This window comes from Bdellovibrionales bacterium (assembly GCA_016714165.1).
GTDB lineage: Bacteria > Bdellovibrionota > Bdellovibrionia > Bdellovibrionales > UBA1609 > JADJVA01.
In genome coordinates this window covers 1876278-1897053 of the sequence record JADJNU010000001.1, presented here as the reverse complement: position 1 = coordinate 1897053, position 20776 = coordinate 1876278, and the positions used below count along the sequence as shown (strand labels likewise).

Below are 20776 nucleotides of genomic sequence, written 5' to 3'. Positions count from 1 at the left end.
GATTGAGGAGAGATCGTGGCCGAGAAACAGCCGATCATTGTGGTGAAAAAAATCACGATTCAAGCGGCGGGTGCTCATGGTGGCTCCTGGAAGGTTGCTTTTGCCGATTTCATGACGGCCTTGATGTCCTTCTTTTTAGTGATGTGGCTAGTGAGTCAGTCGGAACCGGTCAAGAAGAATATTTCTGACTATTTCTCAACTCCCAGTGTGATAGAATATAATTTTTCGAACTATGGTGTGGAGCTTACTCTCGAGAAGCTGTTCCTCGATATTATCAATGAGCCGCTTAAATTCTTTCAGGCCTTCATTACTCCCACTGATTTTACGCCTAACATTCTTGGAATGGGTTCAAAGAAGATTGTTCTTCATCACCTTGCTGATCAACTGGGAGATTTAGCTCAAAAGGTAGAGATTAACGAGGATGAAATTGTCTTCGACATTTCGGCCGATCAAATGTTTGAGTATGGGACAAGCAAGCCCGCGTCTCATTTTGTTGGTATCATGGAGAAACTCAAGGCGATTACTTCCGGTCTTGAGGATTCAAACGTTTACGTAGATGGATTGATTTTTGATAAAACTGTGAGCGACGGAAGCCGGGCCACTGCACGCAATGTTGCTGAGGCCAGGGTCGATTTGGTCTCAAGCCAAATACAATCTTCACTTGAACATCCCAGTGTTGATGTTTATGGGAAGAGTGAGGTGCGGGAGGCAAAAGGTATTCGGCCTGGACAAAAGCCGTCTAATGGTGAAATAAAATTTCGTATGAAACAAAAGGATCTCACTCAAGATGGGCGAAAACCACGTGAGCTAGATGAAGTTTTTGGAAAGTCCAAGGAAGAAGGATCTGTCTACAATAACTTTGTCAAACAGTTGGTAGATAATAAGAAGAAATCAACTGCAAAAGAAGCAACGAAGCGCGAACGAAAATAATCATTGTAATAGATATAAAAACAACCTAAACCGAACCAATGGATCTCAGTCAGTTGTGGCCTGATGCCACCTTTGTTATTTTTGATACGGAAACAACCGGAAAGTATCCTCTTGACGCCGAACTTTGTGAATTGGCTGCCGTGAAATGGGTAGGTGGGAAAGTTGTTGATCAGTTTCAAACTTTATTGAAACCGAGCCGTCCCATTCCTCCCGAGGTGATCGCCATTCATAATATTAATGATGGCATGGTAGAAAAGGCACCAAAAATTCGAGAAAAAATTGCTGAATTTCATCGATTTATCGGAGATGGAATTCCGGTTGCCCACCATGTTCCTTTTGATTTGGGGTTTCTGGCCATCGAATTCGAGAGGGCGAGGCTCCCCCTTCCCACCGCCCCTGTCTTGTGTACAAGTTTGCTTTCAAGAGCTGTCATCACTGAATCTCCAAATCATCGAATGGCAACTTTGGTGCAGGTTTTAGGTTTAGATGGTGGCCAGGCCCACCGTGCTCTTGATGACACAAAGGCCTGCTTGGGCTTGTTTTCAAAGATTTTGGAGAGGATGGGTTCAAATTGCACAATAGCTGAACTGATGAGGAAACAGGGAGTGGATCTGCAGTGGAGAGACTATTCCTTGCAAAACTTGCGTGCAAATCGGGTCATCGCGGAGATTCTCACTGCAATTGAAGAAAAACGGGCGGTGGAAATCGTCTATTCCGGGGGCTCTCGGCCTGGTCAAGCACGAACTATTTTGCCCTTAGGACTTGTAAGAAATCATCAAGGTGATTTCTTAGTGGCTCAAGAAGAGTCCGAGGGAATTCAAAAGACCCTTGACGATGTTCCGAAGCGCTACTTTTTGAACAAAATAACGGCGGCAAGATCTTAGCAAAAAATCTGTGCGTGAGTATTGGCATTGATTGAGGAAGCTCAGAAGTTCAGGAGTTGGCTGTTTCTTTTCTGGATGGAAGGATGGGGATGTCAAGATTCTCATTGGTTTCGTTTTCGATGGACGGAGAAGTGGGATCGTCTTTCAACTGCCCGAGTAGGGAAATATCCTCAGGTTCTGTAATGGTGATTGGTTTTTCAGAGGGACGAAGAATTCCCTCACGAATAAACGTCTCTCGAATCTTGTTGGCAAGTTCTTCAAGATGAAGGAATTCATCGCCCTGACGGAGTTTGAGAATCCGATCTCGACCAGTTAAGACATCGTCGACGAATCGTTCAAAAGCATAAAGAGGGCCCGCCGTTCTGTGAGAAAGAACTCGCCCAATCAAAAAGAGCATCAGCATAAATCCCAAATTGATTGACATGTAGGTCAATAAAAAAGGAGTGAGAAATTTCTGTTCAGCCAACAAGGGGGGGCCGATGACAATATCGTCAATGGTCACTTTGAGAAAGGTATAAGAAAAAACCCCCGAGATGATTCCGAATCCGAAACCAACAAATACCAGCACGAAGCAATATTTCCATTGAAAAATTGGATTTATCCAAACCTTTTTTCTTTCATTTTCGTTTGGCCAGATTTGGCTTCCCTCTTTTATGAGAGATCCCACGATCATAAAATATCCCACCCACTGAATAGCATCTGAAAAATTGAAGGCAGGGGTCGTCCACTGAATGTTTCCAAATAAAATCCAGTCAACAACTGAGCCCCAGATAATCCGGTCGGTTACGTTTCCGAGTATTCCACCAAGAAGAATCGACATTCCGGCTCGCAATACAAAGGATCGGCGCGGCAGCAGATATTGAATAGTTGCGTAAGTAAAAATAAGAAAGGCACCTCCCGTACTCAGAGATACGATTCGCAGGAGTGCGGGAAGGTTTGAGAACACTCCAAGTATGGCCCCAGGATTACGGTGCAAAACGAATCCGATGGGACCGTAGAATTGAAGTTGGGTCACATATTCAACTGCAAGTGATTTGGTGATTCGATCGATGAACCAAACCACAAAAACCAAGCCTATCACGATCATCCAATCACGTTTATTCATAGGAATAAGGATACCGATGGATGACCGAATTTAAAAGCTGATTCAGCGAAAGTTTTAGTTCCGGTCGTGGGTCGAGGTTGCGACAGCAGTGCAGTTTCGGCCGAATTTCTTTGCCTGATAAAGAGCGGTGTCGGCAGCAGCAATAAGGTCCGCCGGACGGGAAAATTCCCGTCTTTTGGTTTGGGTAGCCACTCCTATGCTTACGGTCAAAGTGTGATTGATGCCTTTCTCCAGCGCGATAGGAGAGGCAGCGATTTGTTGTCGGAGAAAATCGGCTCTGGAATGAGCATCGGTCGACCCAGTGTTAGGTAAAAGAAGAGCAAATTCCTCTCCTCCATATCGACTCAACGACTCATTTCCCTTTTTTGTCACTTTCATACGATCAGCAATTTCTGCAAGAATTTGGTCGCCAGCCAAATGGCCGTACCGATCGTTGCAGGATTTGAAGTTATCAATATCTATCATGAATAAACTGAGCGGCGAGGTGAAGTTTTTTGATTTTGAGTGGAGCCATTCCAGTTGGAGAGTTTCCTGGAAGTATCTGTGGTTCGTAAGACCGGTGACAGGATCTGTGATTGCAAGCTGACGCAAGAGATCCTTTTCCACCAGGATACTGTGAGCAATGAGTGCTTCTTTCATTTGAATAATGAGATAGTCATTGTCCCAGGGCTTAAGAATTAAACGGTGAATTTCGGCACGATTGATTGAGTCAGACATTTGTTTCAGATCGATGTGCCCGCTCAATAGAGCTCGCACGGCGTTGGGTGCTTTATTTCTGGCGATTCGCAAGAAATCTCCACCGGAAAGTCCTTTTAGATTAAAGTCACTGAGGAGAACGGAGATGTCTCCATTTTTGTCCAGAATCCCAAGTCCTTCTTCTGCTGATTCTGCAGTCAATACTTCAAAATCGGTTCGCAATGTTCGAATCAATGCTTTGAGAACATCGGGTTCATCATCGATACAGAGGATCTTTGGCTTCTTTGGCGGGTTTACAATCAAAATGGTCCCACTATTTTTTGCTCACCTGAATCAACGGACTGAAATCCCCTCCTAGGTGAGGTTGGTAATTATTTACTCGGCGATTGACAATTGCCACTTGCTCATCGTACCAGAGAGGAATAATTGCGAGGTCATCATTTATGATTTTCTGGACTTTTTGATATATTTCCATCCGCTTGGTCTTATTTGGTTCCTTCAAGCCTTGCTCTAGTATTCTGTCGAGATTTGGATTCACATAACGTCCGCGATTACGACCAGGGGGTCTTTCTGAACTATGAAAGGCGAGACGATAGATATCAGGATCAAGAGCTCCTATCCAGCGAAGCGTAGCCATTTGAAACTTGCCCTTTTGAACATCCTCATAAAATGTTCCCCACTCGAAACTCTCTAACTTAACTTTGAGTCCGAGGAGACTCAGTTGGTTGGCAATAATCTTTCCATTGTCGACGGCGCTTTGGTTGTTTGATGTTTTAAGAACTAACTCTTTGCCTTGCAGTCCTAGTTTTTCAATGAACCCCTTCGCTTTTGGGACATCAAATAAAGAGTTTGTGAGAGATTTATCAAAATAGGGATTGTTGGGAGTAAGAATAGAAGTTGCCGGTCTCGCAAATCCTTCGAGCTTGTATTTGATGAGTTCCTCCCGATTGATTCCTTGAGCGAGAGCATTTCTTACCGATTTTTCCTTAAGGATAGGATCTTCAAAATTAATCAAGATATAACTCATAGATAAGCCAGGATACCGAAAAACCTGAAATTCATCCGGCTTATCCGAAAAATCTTTTATTTTGTTAAGCGGAATTTCAGCCTGGGCAATATCGACAGATCCCTTAATTGTTTTCTGAAATCGTGTAAAGTCATCGCGAATTATTTTGAAGACGACTCTCTTAATTTTTGGAGGTGCAAAATTATGATCAAATCTGCTGCTTAGGATAATCTCATTTGCCGTTTGAGTTTCAAATTTGAAGCTTCCTGTTCCGATGAGATATTGGTTGAATTCCAATCCGTATTTGAGAATTTCAGCTTTTGGAAGAATTTTGATGGCCGGAAGATCTGATGCTAAAAACTTTGCCGAAAATTCATTGAGTCTGATTTTTACGAGGAGACCGCGGCTATCTTCGCTCACATCAACAGATTTGACAGAAGTCAGGGCTGTGCGAAAGGGACTGATAGAACTTTGGTATTCAGAGAAAGTAAATTGAATGTCTTCGGGAGTGACCGCCCGGCCATTGCTGAATTTCAATCCTTGACGAAGGCGGAATTTGTATATTTTGTCCTGATATTCCCAAGATTCGGCTGCATCTCCCACAACGTCGAGTTCGGGGCCAATTTTTACGAGAGAATTAAATAGGAGTCCCGCAATCCTCATTCCGTTGGCGTCCGTCGCAAATCGCGGATCAAGGGTTGAAGGTGCGGTCGCTAGAGCAACCACAATGGAGTCCGGATCTGCACTTAGGTCCTTGGTGCAAGAGACTCCTAGGAGACTTAGGGCAAACAAAAATAAAGTTGATAAAATTATGCGCTGCATCTGCTTCCCATCTGACGCTTGGTTGGTATGCTAGACAGATCAACCACACGTCAGTTTGAAGGGTAATATGGCGACCAATATCTGGCAACTGGGCTTGAGTGCCTATCTTCTTTGCGCCAGTTTTTTTTGGACTGTAGCGTTAGGCAGTGAATTGTCCAGTCGACTCAATCGGAGTGTAAGCCAGTCAACCTTGAAAAAGGAAGATCTCGCGCTGGTCATGATGCTTCATTCTGAGGGCAAAGCTGAGGAGATTTTGTCAATCAATGCGGACCAGAGATTTATTCCCGCGTCTGTAACCAAGATATTCACCGCTGCGATGACTTTGGAGAAATACCCAACGGGACACCGCTTTGTAACGGAGTTGGTGGCTTCAGAGGCGAATGAAGGTCCGCTCCTTAAAGGGGACCTCTTTTTAAAAGGAGGAGGGGATCCGAGCTTTGTGTCTGAATCAATGTGGGCATTGGTGAATGAGTTTGTTCGCACCGGAATCAAAACTATTGGTGGCGACCTGGTGGTCGATGACAGTCGATTTGATAAAGAACGTTTTGATTCAGGTCGAGATCCTGAGAGAGTAGATCGAGCCTATGACGCTCCGATTGGGGCCATGTCATTCAATTGGAATTCGGTTAATATCTATGTTCGACCCGGAAAAAAGGAAGGGGATAAGCCCTTTGTCTTTGCGGATCCCGAGAATGAATACATTCACCTTATCAATGAAGCTCAGACAAGTGGGCCTCGTTCTAAAAAAGATCTGCAAGTGAGTCGGAAACCAAATGGCACGAAAAGTGATACAATTGTTGTGTCTGGAAAAATTCCGGTGGGAGGGGACGAAGTCGTTATCTATAAGGGAGTTCTGCAGCCTGAAATTTGGTCGGCTTTTAATTTACGTTCCTTTCTGCTGAGCAGAGGAATATCGGTCAAGGGTCAGGTTCGAGAGGGGAAGGTCCCTTCTGCGGGTGTCATTCGTTTGGCAAAAATTGAAAGTAAACCGATCGGTGCAATTGTGACCGACATGATGAAGTTTTCAAACAACTATGTTGCTGAGATGTTAACGAAGAACCTTGCTGCTGAGTTGGTTGGAATTCCAGGCACCATGGAGAACGGGATCAAAGTGCTTTCTGACTACATGAACGAGAAGGGTTTCAAGTCTGATAGCTTTTCCTTGACTAGCCCTTCAGGTCTTTCGCGTCGCAATCGTGTTACGGCCCACCAGCTCATTCGGATACTCGAAGATTTACGCAAGAATTTTACCGTTTTTCCGGAATTTGTCTCTTCACTTCCTATTTTGGGAGTTGACGGAACCTTGAAGTCGAGAATGAAGGGATCAGAAGCGAAGGGCTGGGTCAGAGCTAAGACAGGAATGCTCACTGGGGCCATAGGGCTTTCCGGTTATGCTGGGAGAGCAGATGGAGGAGTGATCACCTTTGTTTTCCTATTTAATGGCTCTGCTAAAAAGATGGACGTGGCAAAGCGTCTTTTCGATTCTCTCATCAAGGAGTTATTTCTTTAGAATGAAAAATACGAGAATGAAAAATGGACTTTTTAGGGGCTATCTGTCGCTTTGGATATCCTTGTCGCCAATCGCATTTGTTGGAAGCTATCACAATGCTTTGGTGGGCGGAACCCTCGATGAGGAAACTCCCGTTGTTATGAGCGATATGGAGGGATTGAAGTCTGTGGCTGGAGATCGCCCCTGGACTCCTCCTAAATACGATGTGCAGTCGGATGCGCTGGGATATACTCCTGATACTTTCGGAATTCCGGCAGGGATGGAGTCACGAGTTTCTTTTTGGGTTGATATATATTCTAAATACACGACAGATCAGGGGTTGCTGCACGACAGTCAATATATTAATATTGTTTATGAGGCGGTTGATTTCTCGGACTTGATGTCACAAGCGGATTTGAGTCTTCATGAGAAGACGCGCGCAAGAAAGAAGCGCGTGGATCAAGCGAAGAAAACAATTCGAGAGAGACTTTCTCGTTTGCAGAATCTAAAGAGTTCAGAGGGGCTTGAAGGTGAGGATTTGCGCTATTGGAACTTGTTCGCGTCCGTTGAGGGGAGCAGGAAATTTGTTGAGGCCGGGCGTGAGGGCCGTCTCCGATTCCAGTTGGGACAAAAGGATAGATTTGAACAGGGGATTCATTATTCCGGAAAATATTTAGAAGAGATGGAACAAATCTTTCGAGATGAGAAGTTGCCGATAGAATTGACTCGTCTTCCGTTTGTTGAAAGTAGTTTTAATATCAAGGCGAGATCGAGAGTCGGAGCCTCGGGAATCTGGCAATTTATGCGGTACACTGGTCGGCAGTATTTGAAAATGAATGCTTTTGTTGATGAACGAAATGATCCCCTTATCGCCACTCGCGCTGCTGCCAGATTGCTTCACTTCAATTACAATATGTTGGAGTCCTGGCCACTCGCCGTTACAGCTTATAATCATGGGCCGGCGGGAGTACGCCGGCTCTCTCAGAAGTTCAGCACGACAAATATCGTCGAATTGATCGATGTGAGAAAGGGTCGATTTGGCTTTGCTTCAGCGAACTTCTATGCCAGCTTTCTTGCGGCCCTTGTGGTAGAGAAGAATGCAAAGGCATTCTTTTCAAATCCCATTTGGATGCCGACCCTGAAGACGGAGTTATTGAAGCTGGATCGGACTATTTTTACAAGAAATTTAATAGAACTTTATAATGGGGATGAGCAAAAGGCCCAAGAGTCAAATCCACATTTGCATTCAAGCGTTTGGCGTGGCAATCGAACTCTTAGAGAAGGTACAAGTATTCGAATCCCACAAGGCATGAAAGACCTATTTGTTCAAAAATCAAAGGAATATAAAATCCAACCCCCAAAGCTGGGAGAGAAAACAGAACAAAAACTAGAAGCGCAATACCGTGTCGAGCGGGGCGATACTTTGAGTGAAATCGCTCACCAGTTTAATGTGAGCGTACAGGATATCCTCGAGCTCAACGACATCGGGAATCCGCGGCTTCTTCGACCTGGAGTAAAAATTAGCATTCCCGAAAAATAACAGCGTTCAACAGAGAATATTCCGACTAGATGAGACCCTCAACTTGCGCAATATAGGGAATATTGCGGAAGTATCCCTGGTAATCAAGGCCATATCCAACAACAAATTCGTCGGAAACCTCAAATCCGACGTGATCAACCGGACAATCGACTTTCAAGCATCCTGGTTTGAGCAGGAGAGTGGCCGTGGTAAGACTTCTTGGCTTTCTGGCACTGAGATTCTTTTGAAGATAAGACATAGTCAACCCCGTATCGACAATGTCCTCGATGAGTAGAACGTGTTTGCCTTCAATTGGGGTGTTGAGGTCCAGAGTCAGTTGGACTTCACCGGAAGATCGGGAAGCATTAAGGTAACTAGACACACCAAAGAACTCGCACACCATATCGGTATCAATCTCTCGCACCAAATCGGCGTAAAACATAAAAGATCCCTTGAGAATGCAGATGGCGACCAGCGGCTCTCCCATGAATTTTTCACTCAGGATTTTTCCCATTTCCTTAATTTTTTCCTGGAGCCGTTCCTCCGAGATGAGCTCAGTCAATTTGAGTTGTGAAGACATAGGGAACTCCCTTTTGTTAAAAGAGCCCAGATACTGCCATCATCTCCTTTGAATTTCAAGTTTCGACCGAACTCGGCCTTAAAATCTCATTTTGCCTGCAATAAGATGGCAAATTCTGATTCATTTGCTTGAAACTCCGGTGAAATCAAAATCACGAGGGGCGTCTCTCGAAAGCCCCCCAGGTCCTTTTCATTGAAGGGACGATGAGGAATGAATCCAGTGAGGATCAGGACAGATCCGACACTGATTGGATACGAACCAGCAAGGTTAAGGTGTACTGTTTGTTCAGGAGAAATTCCCTTTAAAAACAGGCTTCCTTCTGTTTCCAGGACCATTTCGAGAGGTGACAAACTCGATACTTGAATCCCAAAGTTGAAGTTTAGAAGTTCGTTGGAACCAGGGGGCGGCATTTGACCCAAGATCATTTGCAAGCGTCCTTCCAAAAATACAGCGTCTTTTTTTCCTGGCAAGAGGATATTTCTAGGATTTTTTTCAAAACTTCTTCGATAGTTTGATTTGTCGGGTAACGAACAACTTGGATTTGCTGAGACTCCAGGATGATCTGAGAGTCGGAGAAGATTTGTGCAAGAAACTCGCGTGGCATTTCGGCAAATCTAAGGAACAGCTTTGCAGGTTGGGAGGCTTTTGGCTTTTCGATTTCTCCTCCGACGGTTTTTTCGCTAGGGAGGTCTTGGTTGCCTGTCTCTTGCGGGCCTGGAAGGCTGTAACTTTCCTGGTCAGCTCCTTCTCTTTGCGAACTGGGAGCTCTTTTTCGACCATTCCTGTCTTCGTCGAAATCTTGGCCAGAGTTTGATTCGTTTGCATTGGAAGCTACAGGGGGCGCAGTTGATCCTGGCTCGGGAAGAGAATGTTGCTGTGCTCTGAGTAAAACCTCAGAGAAGGAGGGGAGTCCCTTTTGCTGCCAATAAATATATCCGAAAGTAGCGCAGACCGTGATACCCAGCGCACCAACCTGAATTGTGGTGCTTAAGAGCAACCGTCGGTACCACGGCTGGGGTTTAGTCAAGAAACTCTCGATATCTAAACCACAATACGCACAGTAACGATCTCGTGGCTGGAGAAAACCACAGCGAGGGCATTCCTGCATCATTCGTCAATTTACCTCCATGTGATGATCAAAACCAATCTTTGGTCTGCAGGCCCTCTGTCCTTAGCCGCGCAGATTGATGGTAACACGCCTGGACAGAGAGCCCAAATGGATTTGCCCCATCTTGACGCGTAACCGCTCTCTGCTAAAGTGGATGGAAGTGGCAAAAAGTGGAATACAGGCGGGATGGCTTGTTCCTGTTTTGTCCTGGGAGCCCATGGATGGGCTTTCCTCTCAGTCGGGAAGGTTGAGGATGACCGCGGTATTCAGAGGACGGTTTGAATGTAAAATCGATCCGAAGGGCAGAATCAAGATACCTTCAAACTACCGTCGCTGCATGTTTGAGAGGGATTCAAGTGTTGTGATCACAAATGGTCAATATCAAGGTCAGCGTTGTCTAGAGATCTGTTCAGTGACGGAGTGGGAAGTTCTGGAGTCAAAGATCGGAAGGCTCCCTTCTCTTAGAAGGGAGGTCCAGGCTTTTCGGCGCTTTTATTTGTCGGGCGCTCATATTCTTTCGGTCGATGCTCAGGATCGACTTTTGATTCCACAGAGTTTGAGGCACTATGCTGGACTACAGGAAAATGCGGTATTGGTGGGAATGGGTAGCAAATTTGAGATTTGGTCCGCTGAAGCCTGGAAATTACTTTACGATAACATGGCCGAGAATTTTGGAGAAGTTTTGGAAGAAATGGCAGCATTGGATCGACTAGAAATGGGTGAATCCTAATGGAACACATACCCGTCCTACTTGAATCTGTTCTTAAAATGGCGGGAGAGCTTGGCGCCTCTCCGCGGTTTATGCTTGATGGAACCTTTGGTCGTGGTGGGCATACTCAGGCTTGTATGAAGTTGTTTCCGATTCTGAAAGTCTTTGCAATTGATCAAGATGCGGACGCTATTGAGTATGGGGAAAGTCACTTTGCCGCAGAAATCAAATCTGGGAGGCTCGTTTTAATGCGTTCCAATTTCGCATCTTTTTTGGATTGGAAGGCAGCTGCAGAAGTATTCCATGGCGGCAGCGGCTTTGATTTGATCTTGTTAGATCTCGGAGTGAGTTCGCCCCAACTTGATCGTGGCGAGAGGGGTTTTAGTTTCTATCATGATGGCCCTCTTGATATGCGAATGGACCAAAGAGGAGACCTCACCGCCGCCCATATCATTAATAATTGGGAAGCCGATGACTTGAATGAATTGTTTCGCTCCCTTGGCGAATTGCACCGACCAGGAAGAGTCACTGAAGCAATTATAGCTGCTCGCCGTAATCGATTGTTTACAACAACAGGCGAACTTTCTGCCTTGATTGAAAAATGTGAGGGATGGCGGAAAAAGGGGTGTCATCCTGCGACACAATATTTTCTTGCCCTGCGATTGGCGGTGAATCGTGAAATTGAGGTGGTGAGAGAGGTCATCTTGCCAATGATTGAATGCTTGGCTGATCAGGGTCGATTTCTTGTTATCACATTTCACTCACTTGAAGATCGAATTGTTAAATATGCATTTAGAGAGCACTTAGATAGGGGATTCCTTGTAAACAAGAAGGTCATACAGGCAGACCGTGTTGAAGCGAAGGACAATCCAAGGGCTCGCAGCGCAAAGCTTCGAGTTTTTCAGAGGGGCCAAAGAGAAAAAAAGCTGAAGGGGGTTAAAACATGGATCGGGGACAAGCGAGTGAATTGAAGCCATTTTTGAGTATTGTTCTTATTATCGCCACCCTTTTTACACTCGTTTTTTTAAAAATGGAAGTGCGTAGAATGGGATATTCGGTGTTTGCGGTGTCTCGGAATTACAAGGTCCTTCGTGATCGCCATCGTCTACTCGTTATGCAATACGCACAAATTACGCGACCCGATCGTGTTAAAAGAATCGCCATTTCTAAATACACTTTGAATGACGCAAAAGTTGGCCAGATTATTCAGATGATGGGTTCTCAGATTGCTCTGCCCCAATAATTCGCTGGATGTAAAATGAAATCACGAATTTCTTTGATTTTTCTTTTGTTCCTAATGTTGTGGGGAGGCTTGGTTCTGAGGGGGAGTTATCTGCAATTGGTTGCAGATCCTAGACTGGAGGAACTTAAAAAGAGACAATTTGAAACTATGCTCACTCTGAGATCGAGACGGGGGGCCATCTATGATCGTGAGGGACGAGAGTTGGCTGTGACAGTTTCTTCTCACTCGCTTTTTGTGGATCCGAAAATAATTGAAAACCCGGGGGCTGTTGGTCGGCGATTGGGTCGGTTCTTACAAGTTGACAGTCATAAAATAATCAAAAGGTTATCAGCAAAGAACAGGCGTTTTTTGTGGATCAAACGCTATTTGTCTAAAGAGCAGAAAGATGAAATAGCCAAATGGGAAATTCGCGGTTTGGGATTCATCGAAGAGCCCAAGCGTATTTATCCAAATAACTCTTTGGCAGCAGCAAGCTTGGGTTTCGTGGGAACAGATGGACAGGGATTGGAGGGATTGGAGAGGCAATATGAAAAACACCTGCATGGTCGACAAATACGGATTCACCTTCCCCGAGATGCGAGAGGAAGGCCTTTGATTGAGGGTGGAAATTTTTATTCACAGGTTCCCGATGGCTTTAGCTTAGAACTTACCCTTGATAATCAATTCCAGTTTATGTTGGAGCAAGAACTAGAATCCACCGTGGAGAAATATCAAGCAGACTCAGCAGTTGGTGTCATTCTCGATGCGAGAACTTCAGATATTTTAGCACTTGGTCAGGTTCCGAGTTTTGATCTGAATTCTGCGAAGAGCTATCCCCAGTCGGTTCGGCGCAATCGGGCAATTGTTGACGCGTTTGAGCCCGGTTCGACCATGAAAACATTTGTTATGGCAGCTGCCCTGAAATATGGGGTGGCGCAACCAAATACGGCCATCGATTGTCAAGGTGGCCACTTGGAAGTGAATAACCGCATTATTCGTGAAGCCGAAGCGGATCATGAATTTGGAATATTATCGATGAGTGAGGTTCTTGCTTACTCTTCAAACGTGGGGACGGCCAAATTGGCATTCCTGTTGGGCGAGGAACGATTGCGAGGGACGCTAAACGACTTTGGATTCGGCCAACGGACTCACGTGGATTTTATGGGGGAGACAACGGGAGTCTTGCACCGCGAGACCTGGAATAAGCATTTATTGGCCAATATTTCTTTTGGTCAGGGAATGACAGCAACTCCACTGCAGCTTGCGACGGCCTACGCTGCGATTGCGAACGGCGGAATTTGGCGTCAACCTCGACTTGTGAAACGGATTTTTTCTGATGACTTGAAGGTCGAAGACAAGGAAGAGCGCAGGCTTGAGCGCCGAGTTATTTCGCAAGATCATGCGGCAACCCTGACACTCATGTTAACGAACGCGACATCGGCCACTGGAACAGGGAGCCAGTCACGAATCAAAGGATTTCCGGTCGCAGGAAAGACAGGTACTGCACAGAAGGTAGATTTTGATGTGGGAGGATACAAGGCCGGGGCCTATATCTCGAGCTTTGCAGGCTTTGTTCCAGCAAACGATCCACGGTTTGTCATTTACATTGCTGTCGACAATCCTCGCGTAAAGTATTATGGGTCTCAGGTTGCGGCTCCTGTTTTTTCGCGTCTTGGAGCCTTTGCTGTCAGGAGATGGGGTTTGGCTCCCGTCCTTCTGTCTGAAGGCGATATTATCAGACGGAAACCTGAGATTGTTGGGTCAGAGGACCTCAAGCGCCGAGCCTTGGAGTCGGTGCACGAATCCAAGCGTATGGAAGCTGAGGGCAAAGTGCCTGATTTGAGGGGCCTGACTTATCGAGAAGTTGTAAGAAAATTGAGGGGAACGGAAATTAAATTTCGAATTCGCGGGTCTGGAGTTGTTGTATCATCGGTTCCGGCCCCAGGTGGTGTTCTGAGCCCTGGTCAGCCCATCCAAATTTTGCTAAAACCAGCAGATAGCATTGATTTGTAGCAAATCAAATTGGATCGGGTAAATAAAAAAGGGGGAGTCATTTGAAATTGGCCCAACTATTGTCGGTCTATTCTCAATTGAAATGGGGAGATGATCCTCTGGTTGAAGTCACTTCAGTCTGTCGAGATTCGCGCTCCGTAAACTCAGGTTCCTTGTACATTGCTATTCGGGGTCAGGCCTTGGACGGGCATGATTTTATTTCTCAGGCCTGCGCGAGGGGAGCGATCGGATTGGTTGTTGAAAGTGAGGCAAAGGTGCCCCCTGATTACCGCGGTGCCGTCGTTGTCGTGGAGGACTCTCGGAGGGCCCTCGACATTTTAGCAAGCAGATTCTTCGGAAATCCGGCTCAGAATCTTTTTTGTGTGGGAGTGACGGGAACAAACGGGAAAACGAGCACAACTCATTTGACGGAAGCCATTCTCAATCGCTATGGGTGGACGACGGGCGTTATGGGTACCATTGATCATCATGTTGGCGCTCACACCTGGGAAACTCAGATGACGACGCCTGATGCAATTGATTTACAGAGGAGACTTTCAGAGTTTAACTCTCTTGGGGCGAGGGCCGCCGTTTTTGAAGTTTCAAGTCACGCTCTTTCTCAATATCGTGTCGATGCGATACCCTTTAACTGTGTCGTTTTTACCAATTTAACCCGAGACCATCTCGACTATCATGGAACAATGGAGAACTATTTTATTGCAAAACAGCGCCTTTTTGATGAGATACTTTCCCGTTCTACGAAATCTCCGGTTTTTGCGATCATCAATTCCAATGATCCTTACGGAAAGAAACTTCAGATTTCTAGCCGGTCAGTGAATTGGACCTATGGTCAGGGGGAAGCGGATTTTTCCTTTCAGGTGGAAAAGGCCGATTTTTCTGGCACAAATTATCGATTGAAATACCTTGGCGGAGTGGTCAGGTTAGAAATTCCATTGATAGGTATTCACAATGTCTACAATGCGACGGCGGCCTTTGCTGTTGGGACGGCCGCTGGCGCTGGAGCTGAGACTTGTCGTGAAGCTTTGGCTGGATTTCGTGGCATTCGGGGCCGAATGGAAAGAGTGGGTAACCCAAACAGTCCAGTTCACGTGTTCGTTGATTATGCGCACACAGATGATGCTTTGAGGTTTGTGCTTGAGGGACTAAATGAAATTCGGCGCGAGGGTCAACTGCCCGTTCGAATCATCACCGTATTTGGCTGCGGTGGCGATAGAGACAGAGGAAAGAGGCCCCTGATGATGCGGGCGGCTTTGAATGGCTCTGATCTCATCTATGTGACTTCGGATAATCCACGAAGTGAGGACCCGGAGAAGATTATTTGCGAGATCATCTCTGAGACACCTAAACCCCTTATCGGGGACAAGGTGGTTGTTGAGGCGGATCGGAGGGAGGCAATCAAGATGGCCATCATGTCTGCTCAGCCAGGAGATGTCGTGCTTATAGCTGGCAAAGGCCATGAGAATTATCAGATTTTGAGTACGGGACGTATCTTTTTTTCTGATACCTTAGTCGCCGGGGAGTTTTTAAAATGAAATGGGACTTGAAGCTCGACGAAATCTTGAAGGTCACCGGCGGGCAGCTTTTATCTCGGCACGAGACCGCTTGGAATGGAGTGGGAACGGACACTCGCGCGGATTTGTCTGGAAAGCTCTTTATCCCGCTACGCGGTGAGCGGTTTGATGCCCACGATTTTATTCGTGCAGCATTTGATAAGGGTGCGAAGGGAGCGCTTTTTGATAGAACCTTTCCTGAAATGGAGCGCTTGAAGCCGGAGATGACTCTTATTGAAGTCTCCGACACCTTAAAGTCTCTTCAGAGTTTGGGTCGTTTTTGGCGCCGAAAAAATAAGGCAAAGATAGTTGCGATTACAGGATCATCTGGAAAGACGACGACAAAGGAATTTGCCGCGAGTATTTTGCAGAAAAAATATAAGACGCATTTCAGTCAGGGTAGCTATAATAACCATTGGGGAGTTCCGATCACTCTTTTGGGGATTCGCCCAGAGCATGAAGTCGCCGTCGTTGAGATGGGCATGAATCATGCTGGTGAGATTTCAGAGCTTTGTCGCATTGCCGAGCCAGACATCACAATGGTGACAAATGTGGGAAGTGCCCATATTGGCGAACTTGGATCGCAAGAGGCTGTTGCTGAGGCAAAGTGGGAAATTTACAGAACTTGTCCCGACTCAATTCAAATTTATAATCTGGCCAATTCATTCACGAGGAAAATGCATGAATCGGCCACCATGAGTATTGGGAAAAACTTGAAAGCAAGAAAAAAAATCTTCACTTTTTCTGGTCATGGAGATGTCGACTTGAACGTTGTTGAAGTGGGCCTTGATTTTATCAGGGTCAATGGGCACATAGGAAATAAAAAGGGAGAGGTCCGCATTCCGATTTTTGGTCGTCACAATGTGGAGAATACCATGGCAGCGGCTGCCTTGGCTCTCAGTCTGGAGATGGAGCCAGATGCTATATGGCAGGCACTGGCAGGTCTGAAGACCTCTTGGGGTCGGAATCAGCTGGTGCGTTTGCGATCGGGTACCCGGGTGCTATTCGATGGTTACAATGCGAATCCTGAGAGCATGGCTGCTCTGCTGAGTAATTTTACTGAAGTGTCATGCGAGGGGAACAAAATACTCGTGCTCGGGGAAATGCTCGAGCTCGGGATGGATTCCTCGCGGTTTCATGAGGAGTTGGGACGGCGGGCTGGAAATGCGGGAGCCTCAATCATCTGGTTTATGGGACCCCACCGGGCTGATTTTGAGCGCGGTATTGGCCTCAGTAGCTTTGGTAAAAACTTAATCCTATCAGATGGTTACAAAGTAGATCTTGCATCTAAAGTGGGCTCTGTGTTAAACGAGTCAGATATTGTCGCCTTAAAAGGTTCAAGAGGCATGAAGCTGGAACAAGTTTTGCGGGTTTGGAATCCCGTCGACTTTGACGGGTAGACACAACCTTTAATTGCGGAAACTAAATGTTATATCGTTTGCTTCATGAGGCGTCTGTATCGGTTTCAGCCTTCAATGTTTTTCGATACATTACCTTTCGGACCTTTATCTCTTTTTTTACGGCTTTTTTTCTTTGCTGGATATTGGGTCCATTTTTTATTCGTCACTTGCTTCGTCGTCAGCTGGGACAAAATATTCGTGAGGACGGTCCTCAATCCCATAAAAAAAAGGCGGGCACTCCCACCATGGGGGGAGGACTTATTTTATTGGGATTATTGTCCTCATTTCTTTTGTGGGTGGACGTTTTAAATCCAATGGCTTGGGCAGTCATTTTTGTCACTTTTAGTTTTGGTGCCATTGGTTACCGTGATGATTCTTTAAAGGTTTCAAAAAAGAATTCAAAGGGTTTGTCGGGCCGGATTCGATTGTTGTTAGAGTTTGGAATTTCAATATTGACGGTGGCTTTTTTAGTTTGGAACGGGAGTCTTTCGTCCGTACTTTCAGTTCCGTTTTTGAAATTCATTAATATTGATTTGGGCTGGGGATATGTCCTTTTTGCGAGCCTAGTGATTGTTGGTTGTGCCAATGCCGTCAATTTGACCGATGGTCTGGATGGTTTGGCCATATTTCCTGTTATTGTTTGTGCCGGTACCTTTATGATTTTCGCCTATGTTTCAGGACATGCTGAGATCGCTCACTACTTGGCGATACCTTACGTTCAAGGCGCCGGCGAATTGACGATATTGGCGGCTGCCGTCGTAGCGGCGGGTCTTGCGTTTCTGTGGTTTAATACCTTTCCGGCTCAGGTTTTTATGGGGGATGTGGGGAGTTTGTCTCTTGGAGGATTTTTGGGCGTAATGGCGGTTTTGACGAAGAACGAACTGCTGCTGATTCTTTTGGGCGGAGTTTTTGTTGTGGAAGCCCTATCAGTTATTACTCAAGTGGCCTCGTTTAAATTAACTGGTAAGCGTGTTTTTAGAATGGCTCCCATTCATCATCATTTTGAATTAAAGGGATTGGACGAAACAAAAATTATCGTCCGGTTTTGGATTATTTCTATTCTCTTAGCGGTGCTGAGTCTCAGCACTCTCAAGTTGCGATAATAAGGAAGGATTAAATCGATGGAACTCTCGGAATTGAAGGGCAAGCGTATACTGATCGTCGGATTGGCCAGGACTGGCGTTTCTCTGGCACACCTTTTGGTCGAAAAGGGGGCTGAGGTCACTGTGAGTGATCACAAGTCGAAGGCAGAGCTCTCGAATTATCTTGAAAAATTAAGCGGCCTACAAATCAACTATGACTTGGGCGGACACACACCCAAAACTTTTTTGCAGCAGGATCTCATTGTTCTCAGTCCGGGGGTTCCTCCTCATCTGAAGATTTTTGATTACGCTCGAAGTCATGGAGTTAAGGTGTCAGGTGAGTTTGAGTTTTGCGCTCAACTCATTAAGGAACCAATAATTGCAATTACGGGAACTAACGGAAAGACGACCACCACTCATCTGGTGGAGCTTTTTTTGAAACGCTCGGGAGTCAATACCTGGGTGGGTGGAAACTATGGTGCGCCTTTGAGCGAGTATATTCGCTCGGGTGAAAGGGCGCCGGTCGTAATTGCAGAGGTCAGTAGTTTTCAACTTGAGCACGTTGAAAATTTTAATCCTACAAATATTGTGTTTATGAATTTGGCAGAAAATCATTTAGATCGCTACCGAAGCATGGAAGAGTATGTGAACGCCAAGCGAAGAATTTTCCTTAATACGAATCAATCAACGACCAGCGTGCTGAATGCCGATGACAATGCGGTCGTAGAACTGGCCCGTGATCCGGCCGTGCAGAGGGGTCGTATTTTTTATTTCTCTCGCAGACCGACTCTTGAACCTCAAATTATGAACATTGGTGGAGCTGTATTAATCAAAGACCAGATTCGAGTGAGAACCGGACCAGAGATTGAGTACTATAGTGTGAGCAACGCTAAGATTCGCGGTAAGCATAACTATGAGAACGTAATGGCAGCTATTCTTGTTGCGCGTGAGCACGGAGCCGTTCATGAGGCCATCCAGAGAGTGATCGATGATTTTCCGGGCATGCCCCATCGACTTGAATACGTGCGACGGGTGGGGGGTGTCGAGTTTTATAATGACTCAAAGGCGACAAATGTTCACGCGGTCATGCGAGCCCTAGATGCTTTTGATGAGAATGTGATTTTGATAATGGGCGGTAAAGATACAAACCTCAATTATCTGCCCCTGAAAGACCGTATCAAGCGATCGGTCAAGACTTTAATTTTAGTTGGTGAAGCCAAAGAGCGGATCAATCGGGACGTCGGCGATTTCACTGAAACCTTCTTGATTGGAACTTTTGAGGAGGCTGTGCTGATCGCGTACCAAAAGTCTAGAATTGGGGATACGGTTTTATTGTCCCCTGGGGCTTCGAGTTTTGATATTTTTGATAGCTATGTTGAGCGTGGGAATTATTTTAAGGAGCTGGTGAACAAGTTTCGTTAGGCCTCATTTTTTTATGCCATGGAGGGGGGGTGGGGTTTTCTGGATTTATCTCTGAGGAACTACGAGATTGTCCGGGATTATGATACACTCCGGTGGTAATAGTGGGGGAGAATGTGGCAAAATGGGAAATTGACAAAGGACTATTGCTCATTGTTTTTTTCTTTCTAGGGCTAGGCTTAGTTCAGATTTACAGCGCATCTTTTATCTTTGCGATGGAGAAATACGGCGACGGGTTGTATATTTTTCGACGGCAGTTGCTGTTTTCATTGCTTGGGGTTCTTGCAATCTTTGTTGGATTTAAAATGCCACTCCAGTGGTTAAGGAACTGGACTGCCTTATTTTGGTTGGCAGCCATTTTTTCTTTGGTTCTTACATTTATTCCCGAATTTGGAATCAAGGCGGGGGGTGCTCAGCGTTGGGTCAGGCTTCCATTTGATCAAAGATTTGAGCCAGCCGAGGCTATCAAACTCCTACTTCCCTTTCTGATGGCCACCTTTATCTCTCGATCTCAAAAATCTCTGAGCGGAAGCCAGTGGCTGTTGCGATATTTGTTTCTAGGGGTTCCTCTCATGTTGCTATTGAGGCAACCTGATTTTGGCACCTTTGCAATTTGCATGACTGTGATTTTCCTTATGCTGTTTGTTTTTGGACTAAGGTGGAGATACATCATTGCGGGCCTCTGCTTGGTTCTTCCAGCTTTTTATTTTTTGGTTCTTCAGGTGCCCTACCGAGCTGCGAGAATTCGAGCTTTTTTGGATCCTTGGTCAGATCCATCTCAAAAGGGTTTTCAGGTTATTCAGAGCATGCTGGCCTTTTCGAATGGTGGACTCTGGGGGGAGGGTTTGGGTCAGGGACAAGGAAAACTTTTTTTTCTCCCCGAGGCTCACACGGATTTTACCCTCGCCGTTTTGGGAGAAGAAACAGGTTACGTGGGCTTTGTTGCTGTTCTTCTTTTGTATGGCGTTTTGGTTTTTAAGGGGATTCAGATTTCTGTCAGAGCCCAGGACTCATTTTCTCGGGCGGCGGCTTTGGGTTGGATTTTGATTTTTGGCTTATCGGTGTTTATTAATGTTGGAGTGGTGCTGGGACTTTTGCCGACGAAGGGTCTTACGTTGCCTTTCCTGAGTTATGGAGGAAGTTCCTTGGTGACAACTTGTCTTGGTTTTGGCTGGCTACTAAACATCGACAGAATGAACAAGAGGCTTAAATTTGGCGTTCTGTCTCGTTTGAAACCTTAGG

At 45.8% G+C, this 20776-nt stretch carries 19 protein-coding genes; 13 read left to right on the top strand and 6 right to left on the bottom strand.

Annotated features, from left to right (window positions below; genetic code table 11):
- Window positions 1-15 precede the first annotated feature (15 nt).
- Window positions 16-930, top strand: coding sequence for a chemotaxis protein MotB (locus tag IPJ71_08485; protein MBK7843716.1), 915 nt, complete (start codon window positions 16-18; stop codon window positions 928-930).
- Between the two features lie 38 nt (window positions 931-968).
- Window positions 969-1814, top strand: coding sequence for an exonuclease (locus IPJ71_08480; GenBank protein MBK7843715.1), 846 nt, complete (start codon window positions 969-971; stop codon window positions 1812-1814).
- A gap of 49 nt (window positions 1815-1863) precedes the next feature.
- On the opposite strand, the gene IPJ71_08475 is transcribed toward IPJ71_08480, so the two are convergent.
- The 3 genes from IPJ71_08475 to IPJ71_08465 are packed head-to-tail and all read right to left on the bottom strand — an operon-like array spanning window position 1864 to window position 5443.
- The gene (locus tag IPJ71_08475; protein MBK7843714.1) at window positions 1864-2919 is read right to left on the bottom strand and encodes a signal peptidase II; all 1056 of its coding nucleotides are present in this window, start codon (window positions 2917-2919) and stop codon (window positions 1864-1866) included.
- Window positions 2920-2973: 54 nt separating this feature from the next.
- Complete coding sequence (locus IPJ71_08470; GenBank protein MBK7843713.1) at window positions 2974-3918, bottom strand: diguanylate cyclase; 945 nt, start codon at window positions 3916-3918, stop codon at window positions 2974-2976.
- Window positions 3919-3928: 10 nt separating this feature from the next.
- On the bottom strand, window positions 3929-5443 hold the full coding sequence (locus tag IPJ71_08465) for an ABC transporter substrate-binding protein (protein MBK7843712.1): 1515 nt from the start codon (window positions 5441-5443) through the stop codon (window positions 3929-3931).
- Window positions 5444-5510: 67 nt separating this feature from the next.
- Between IPJ71_08465 and dacB the strand changes: the two genes are divergently transcribed.
- Both dacB and IPJ71_08455 read left to right on the top strand, forming a co-directional pair.
- A complete protein-coding gene (dacB, locus tag IPJ71_08460; GenBank protein MBK7843711.1) occupies window positions 5511-6953 on the top strand; it encodes a D-alanyl-D-alanine carboxypeptidase/D-alanyl-D-alanine-endopeptidase in 1443 nt (480 codons plus the stop codon).
- Between the two features lies 1 nt (window position 6954).
- Entirely contained in the window at window positions 6955-8472 is a 1518-nt protein-coding gene (locus IPJ71_08455) for a transglycosylase SLT domain-containing protein (protein MBK7843710.1), read from the top strand.
- Window positions 8473-8497: 25 nt separating this feature from the next.
- On the opposite strand, the gene hpt is transcribed toward IPJ71_08455, so the two are convergent.
- From hpt to IPJ71_08440, 3 genes are all read right to left on the bottom strand, one after another.
- On the bottom strand, window positions 8498-9031 hold the full coding sequence (gene hpt / locus IPJ71_08450; GenBank protein ID MBK7843709.1) for a hypoxanthine phosphoribosyltransferase: 534 nt from the start codon (window positions 9029-9031) through the stop codon (window positions 8498-8500).
- Between the two features lie 86 nt (window positions 9032-9117).
- On the bottom strand, window positions 9118-9456 hold the full coding sequence (locus tag IPJ71_08445) for a hypothetical protein (protein ID MBK7843708.1): 339 nt from the start codon (window positions 9454-9456) through the stop codon (window positions 9118-9120).
- Window positions 9453-10142, bottom strand: coding sequence for a zinc ribbon domain-containing protein (locus IPJ71_08440; protein MBK7843707.1), 690 nt, complete (start codon window positions 10140-10142; stop codon window positions 9453-9455). The genes IPJ71_08445 and IPJ71_08440 overlap by 4 nt, the downstream gene beginning before the upstream one ends.
- Window positions 10143-10263: 121 nt before the next feature.
- On the opposite strand from IPJ71_08440, the gene mraZ reads away from it, so the two are divergent.
- The 9 genes from mraZ to ftsW all read left to right on the top strand — a co-directional run bounded on the left by mraZ (window position 10264) and on the right by ftsW (window position 20775).
- Entirely contained in the window at window positions 10264-10869 is a 606-nt protein-coding gene (gene mraZ, locus IPJ71_08435; GenBank protein ID MBK7843706.1) for a division/cell wall cluster transcriptional repressor MraZ, read from the top strand.
- Window positions 10869-11819: a 16S rRNA (cytosine(1402)-N(4))-methyltransferase RsmH gene (gene rsmH, locus IPJ71_08430; protein MBK7843705.1), complete on the top strand. Its 951-nt coding sequence runs from the start codon at window positions 10869-10871 to the stop codon at window positions 11817-11819. Before mraZ ends, rsmH begins: the two co-directional genes overlap by 1 nt.
- Window positions 11792-12091 (top strand): histidine kinase, encoded by a 300-nt coding sequence (locus IPJ71_08425; GenBank protein ID MBK7843704.1) that lies wholly within the window; start codon window positions 11792-11794, stop codon window positions 12089-12091. The genes rsmH and IPJ71_08425 overlap by 28 nt, the downstream gene beginning before the upstream one ends.
- A gap of 15 nt (window positions 12092-12106) precedes the next feature.
- Window positions 12107-14083 (top strand): transpeptidase family protein, encoded by a 1977-nt coding sequence (locus IPJ71_08420; GenBank protein MBK7843703.1) that lies wholly within the window; start codon window positions 12107-12109, stop codon window positions 14081-14083.
- Between the two features lie 41 nt (window positions 14084-14124).
- Window positions 14125-15615 (top strand): UDP-N-acetylmuramoyl-L-alanyl-D-glutamate--2,6-diaminopimelate ligase, encoded by a 1491-nt coding sequence (locus tag IPJ71_08415; GenBank protein MBK7843702.1) that lies wholly within the window; start codon window positions 14125-14127, stop codon window positions 15613-15615.
- On the top strand, window positions 15612-17033 hold the full coding sequence (locus IPJ71_08410; protein MBK7843701.1) for a UDP-N-acetylmuramoyl-tripeptide--D-alanyl-D-alanine ligase: 1422 nt from the start codon (window positions 15612-15614) through the stop codon (window positions 17031-17033). Before IPJ71_08415 ends, IPJ71_08410 begins: the two co-directional genes overlap by 4 nt.
- A 26-nt stretch (window positions 17034-17059) precedes the next feature.
- Window positions 17060-18136 (top strand): phospho-N-acetylmuramoyl-pentapeptide-transferase, encoded by a 1077-nt coding sequence (locus IPJ71_08405; protein MBK7843700.1) that lies wholly within the window; start codon window positions 17060-17062, stop codon window positions 18134-18136.
- Window positions 18137-18154: 18 nt separating this feature from the next.
- The gene (gene murD / locus IPJ71_08400; GenBank protein MBK7843699.1) at window positions 18155-19537 is read left to right on the top strand and encodes a UDP-N-acetylmuramoyl-L-alanine--D-glutamate ligase; all 1383 of its coding nucleotides are present in this window, start codon (window positions 18155-18157) and stop codon (window positions 19535-19537) included.
- Window positions 19538-19650: 113 nt separating this feature from the next.
- A complete protein-coding gene (gene ftsW, locus IPJ71_08395) occupies window positions 19651-20775 on the top strand; it encodes a putative lipid II flippase FtsW (GenBank protein ID MBK7843698.1) in 1125 nt (374 codons plus the stop codon).
- Window position 20776 lies beyond the last annotated feature (1 nt).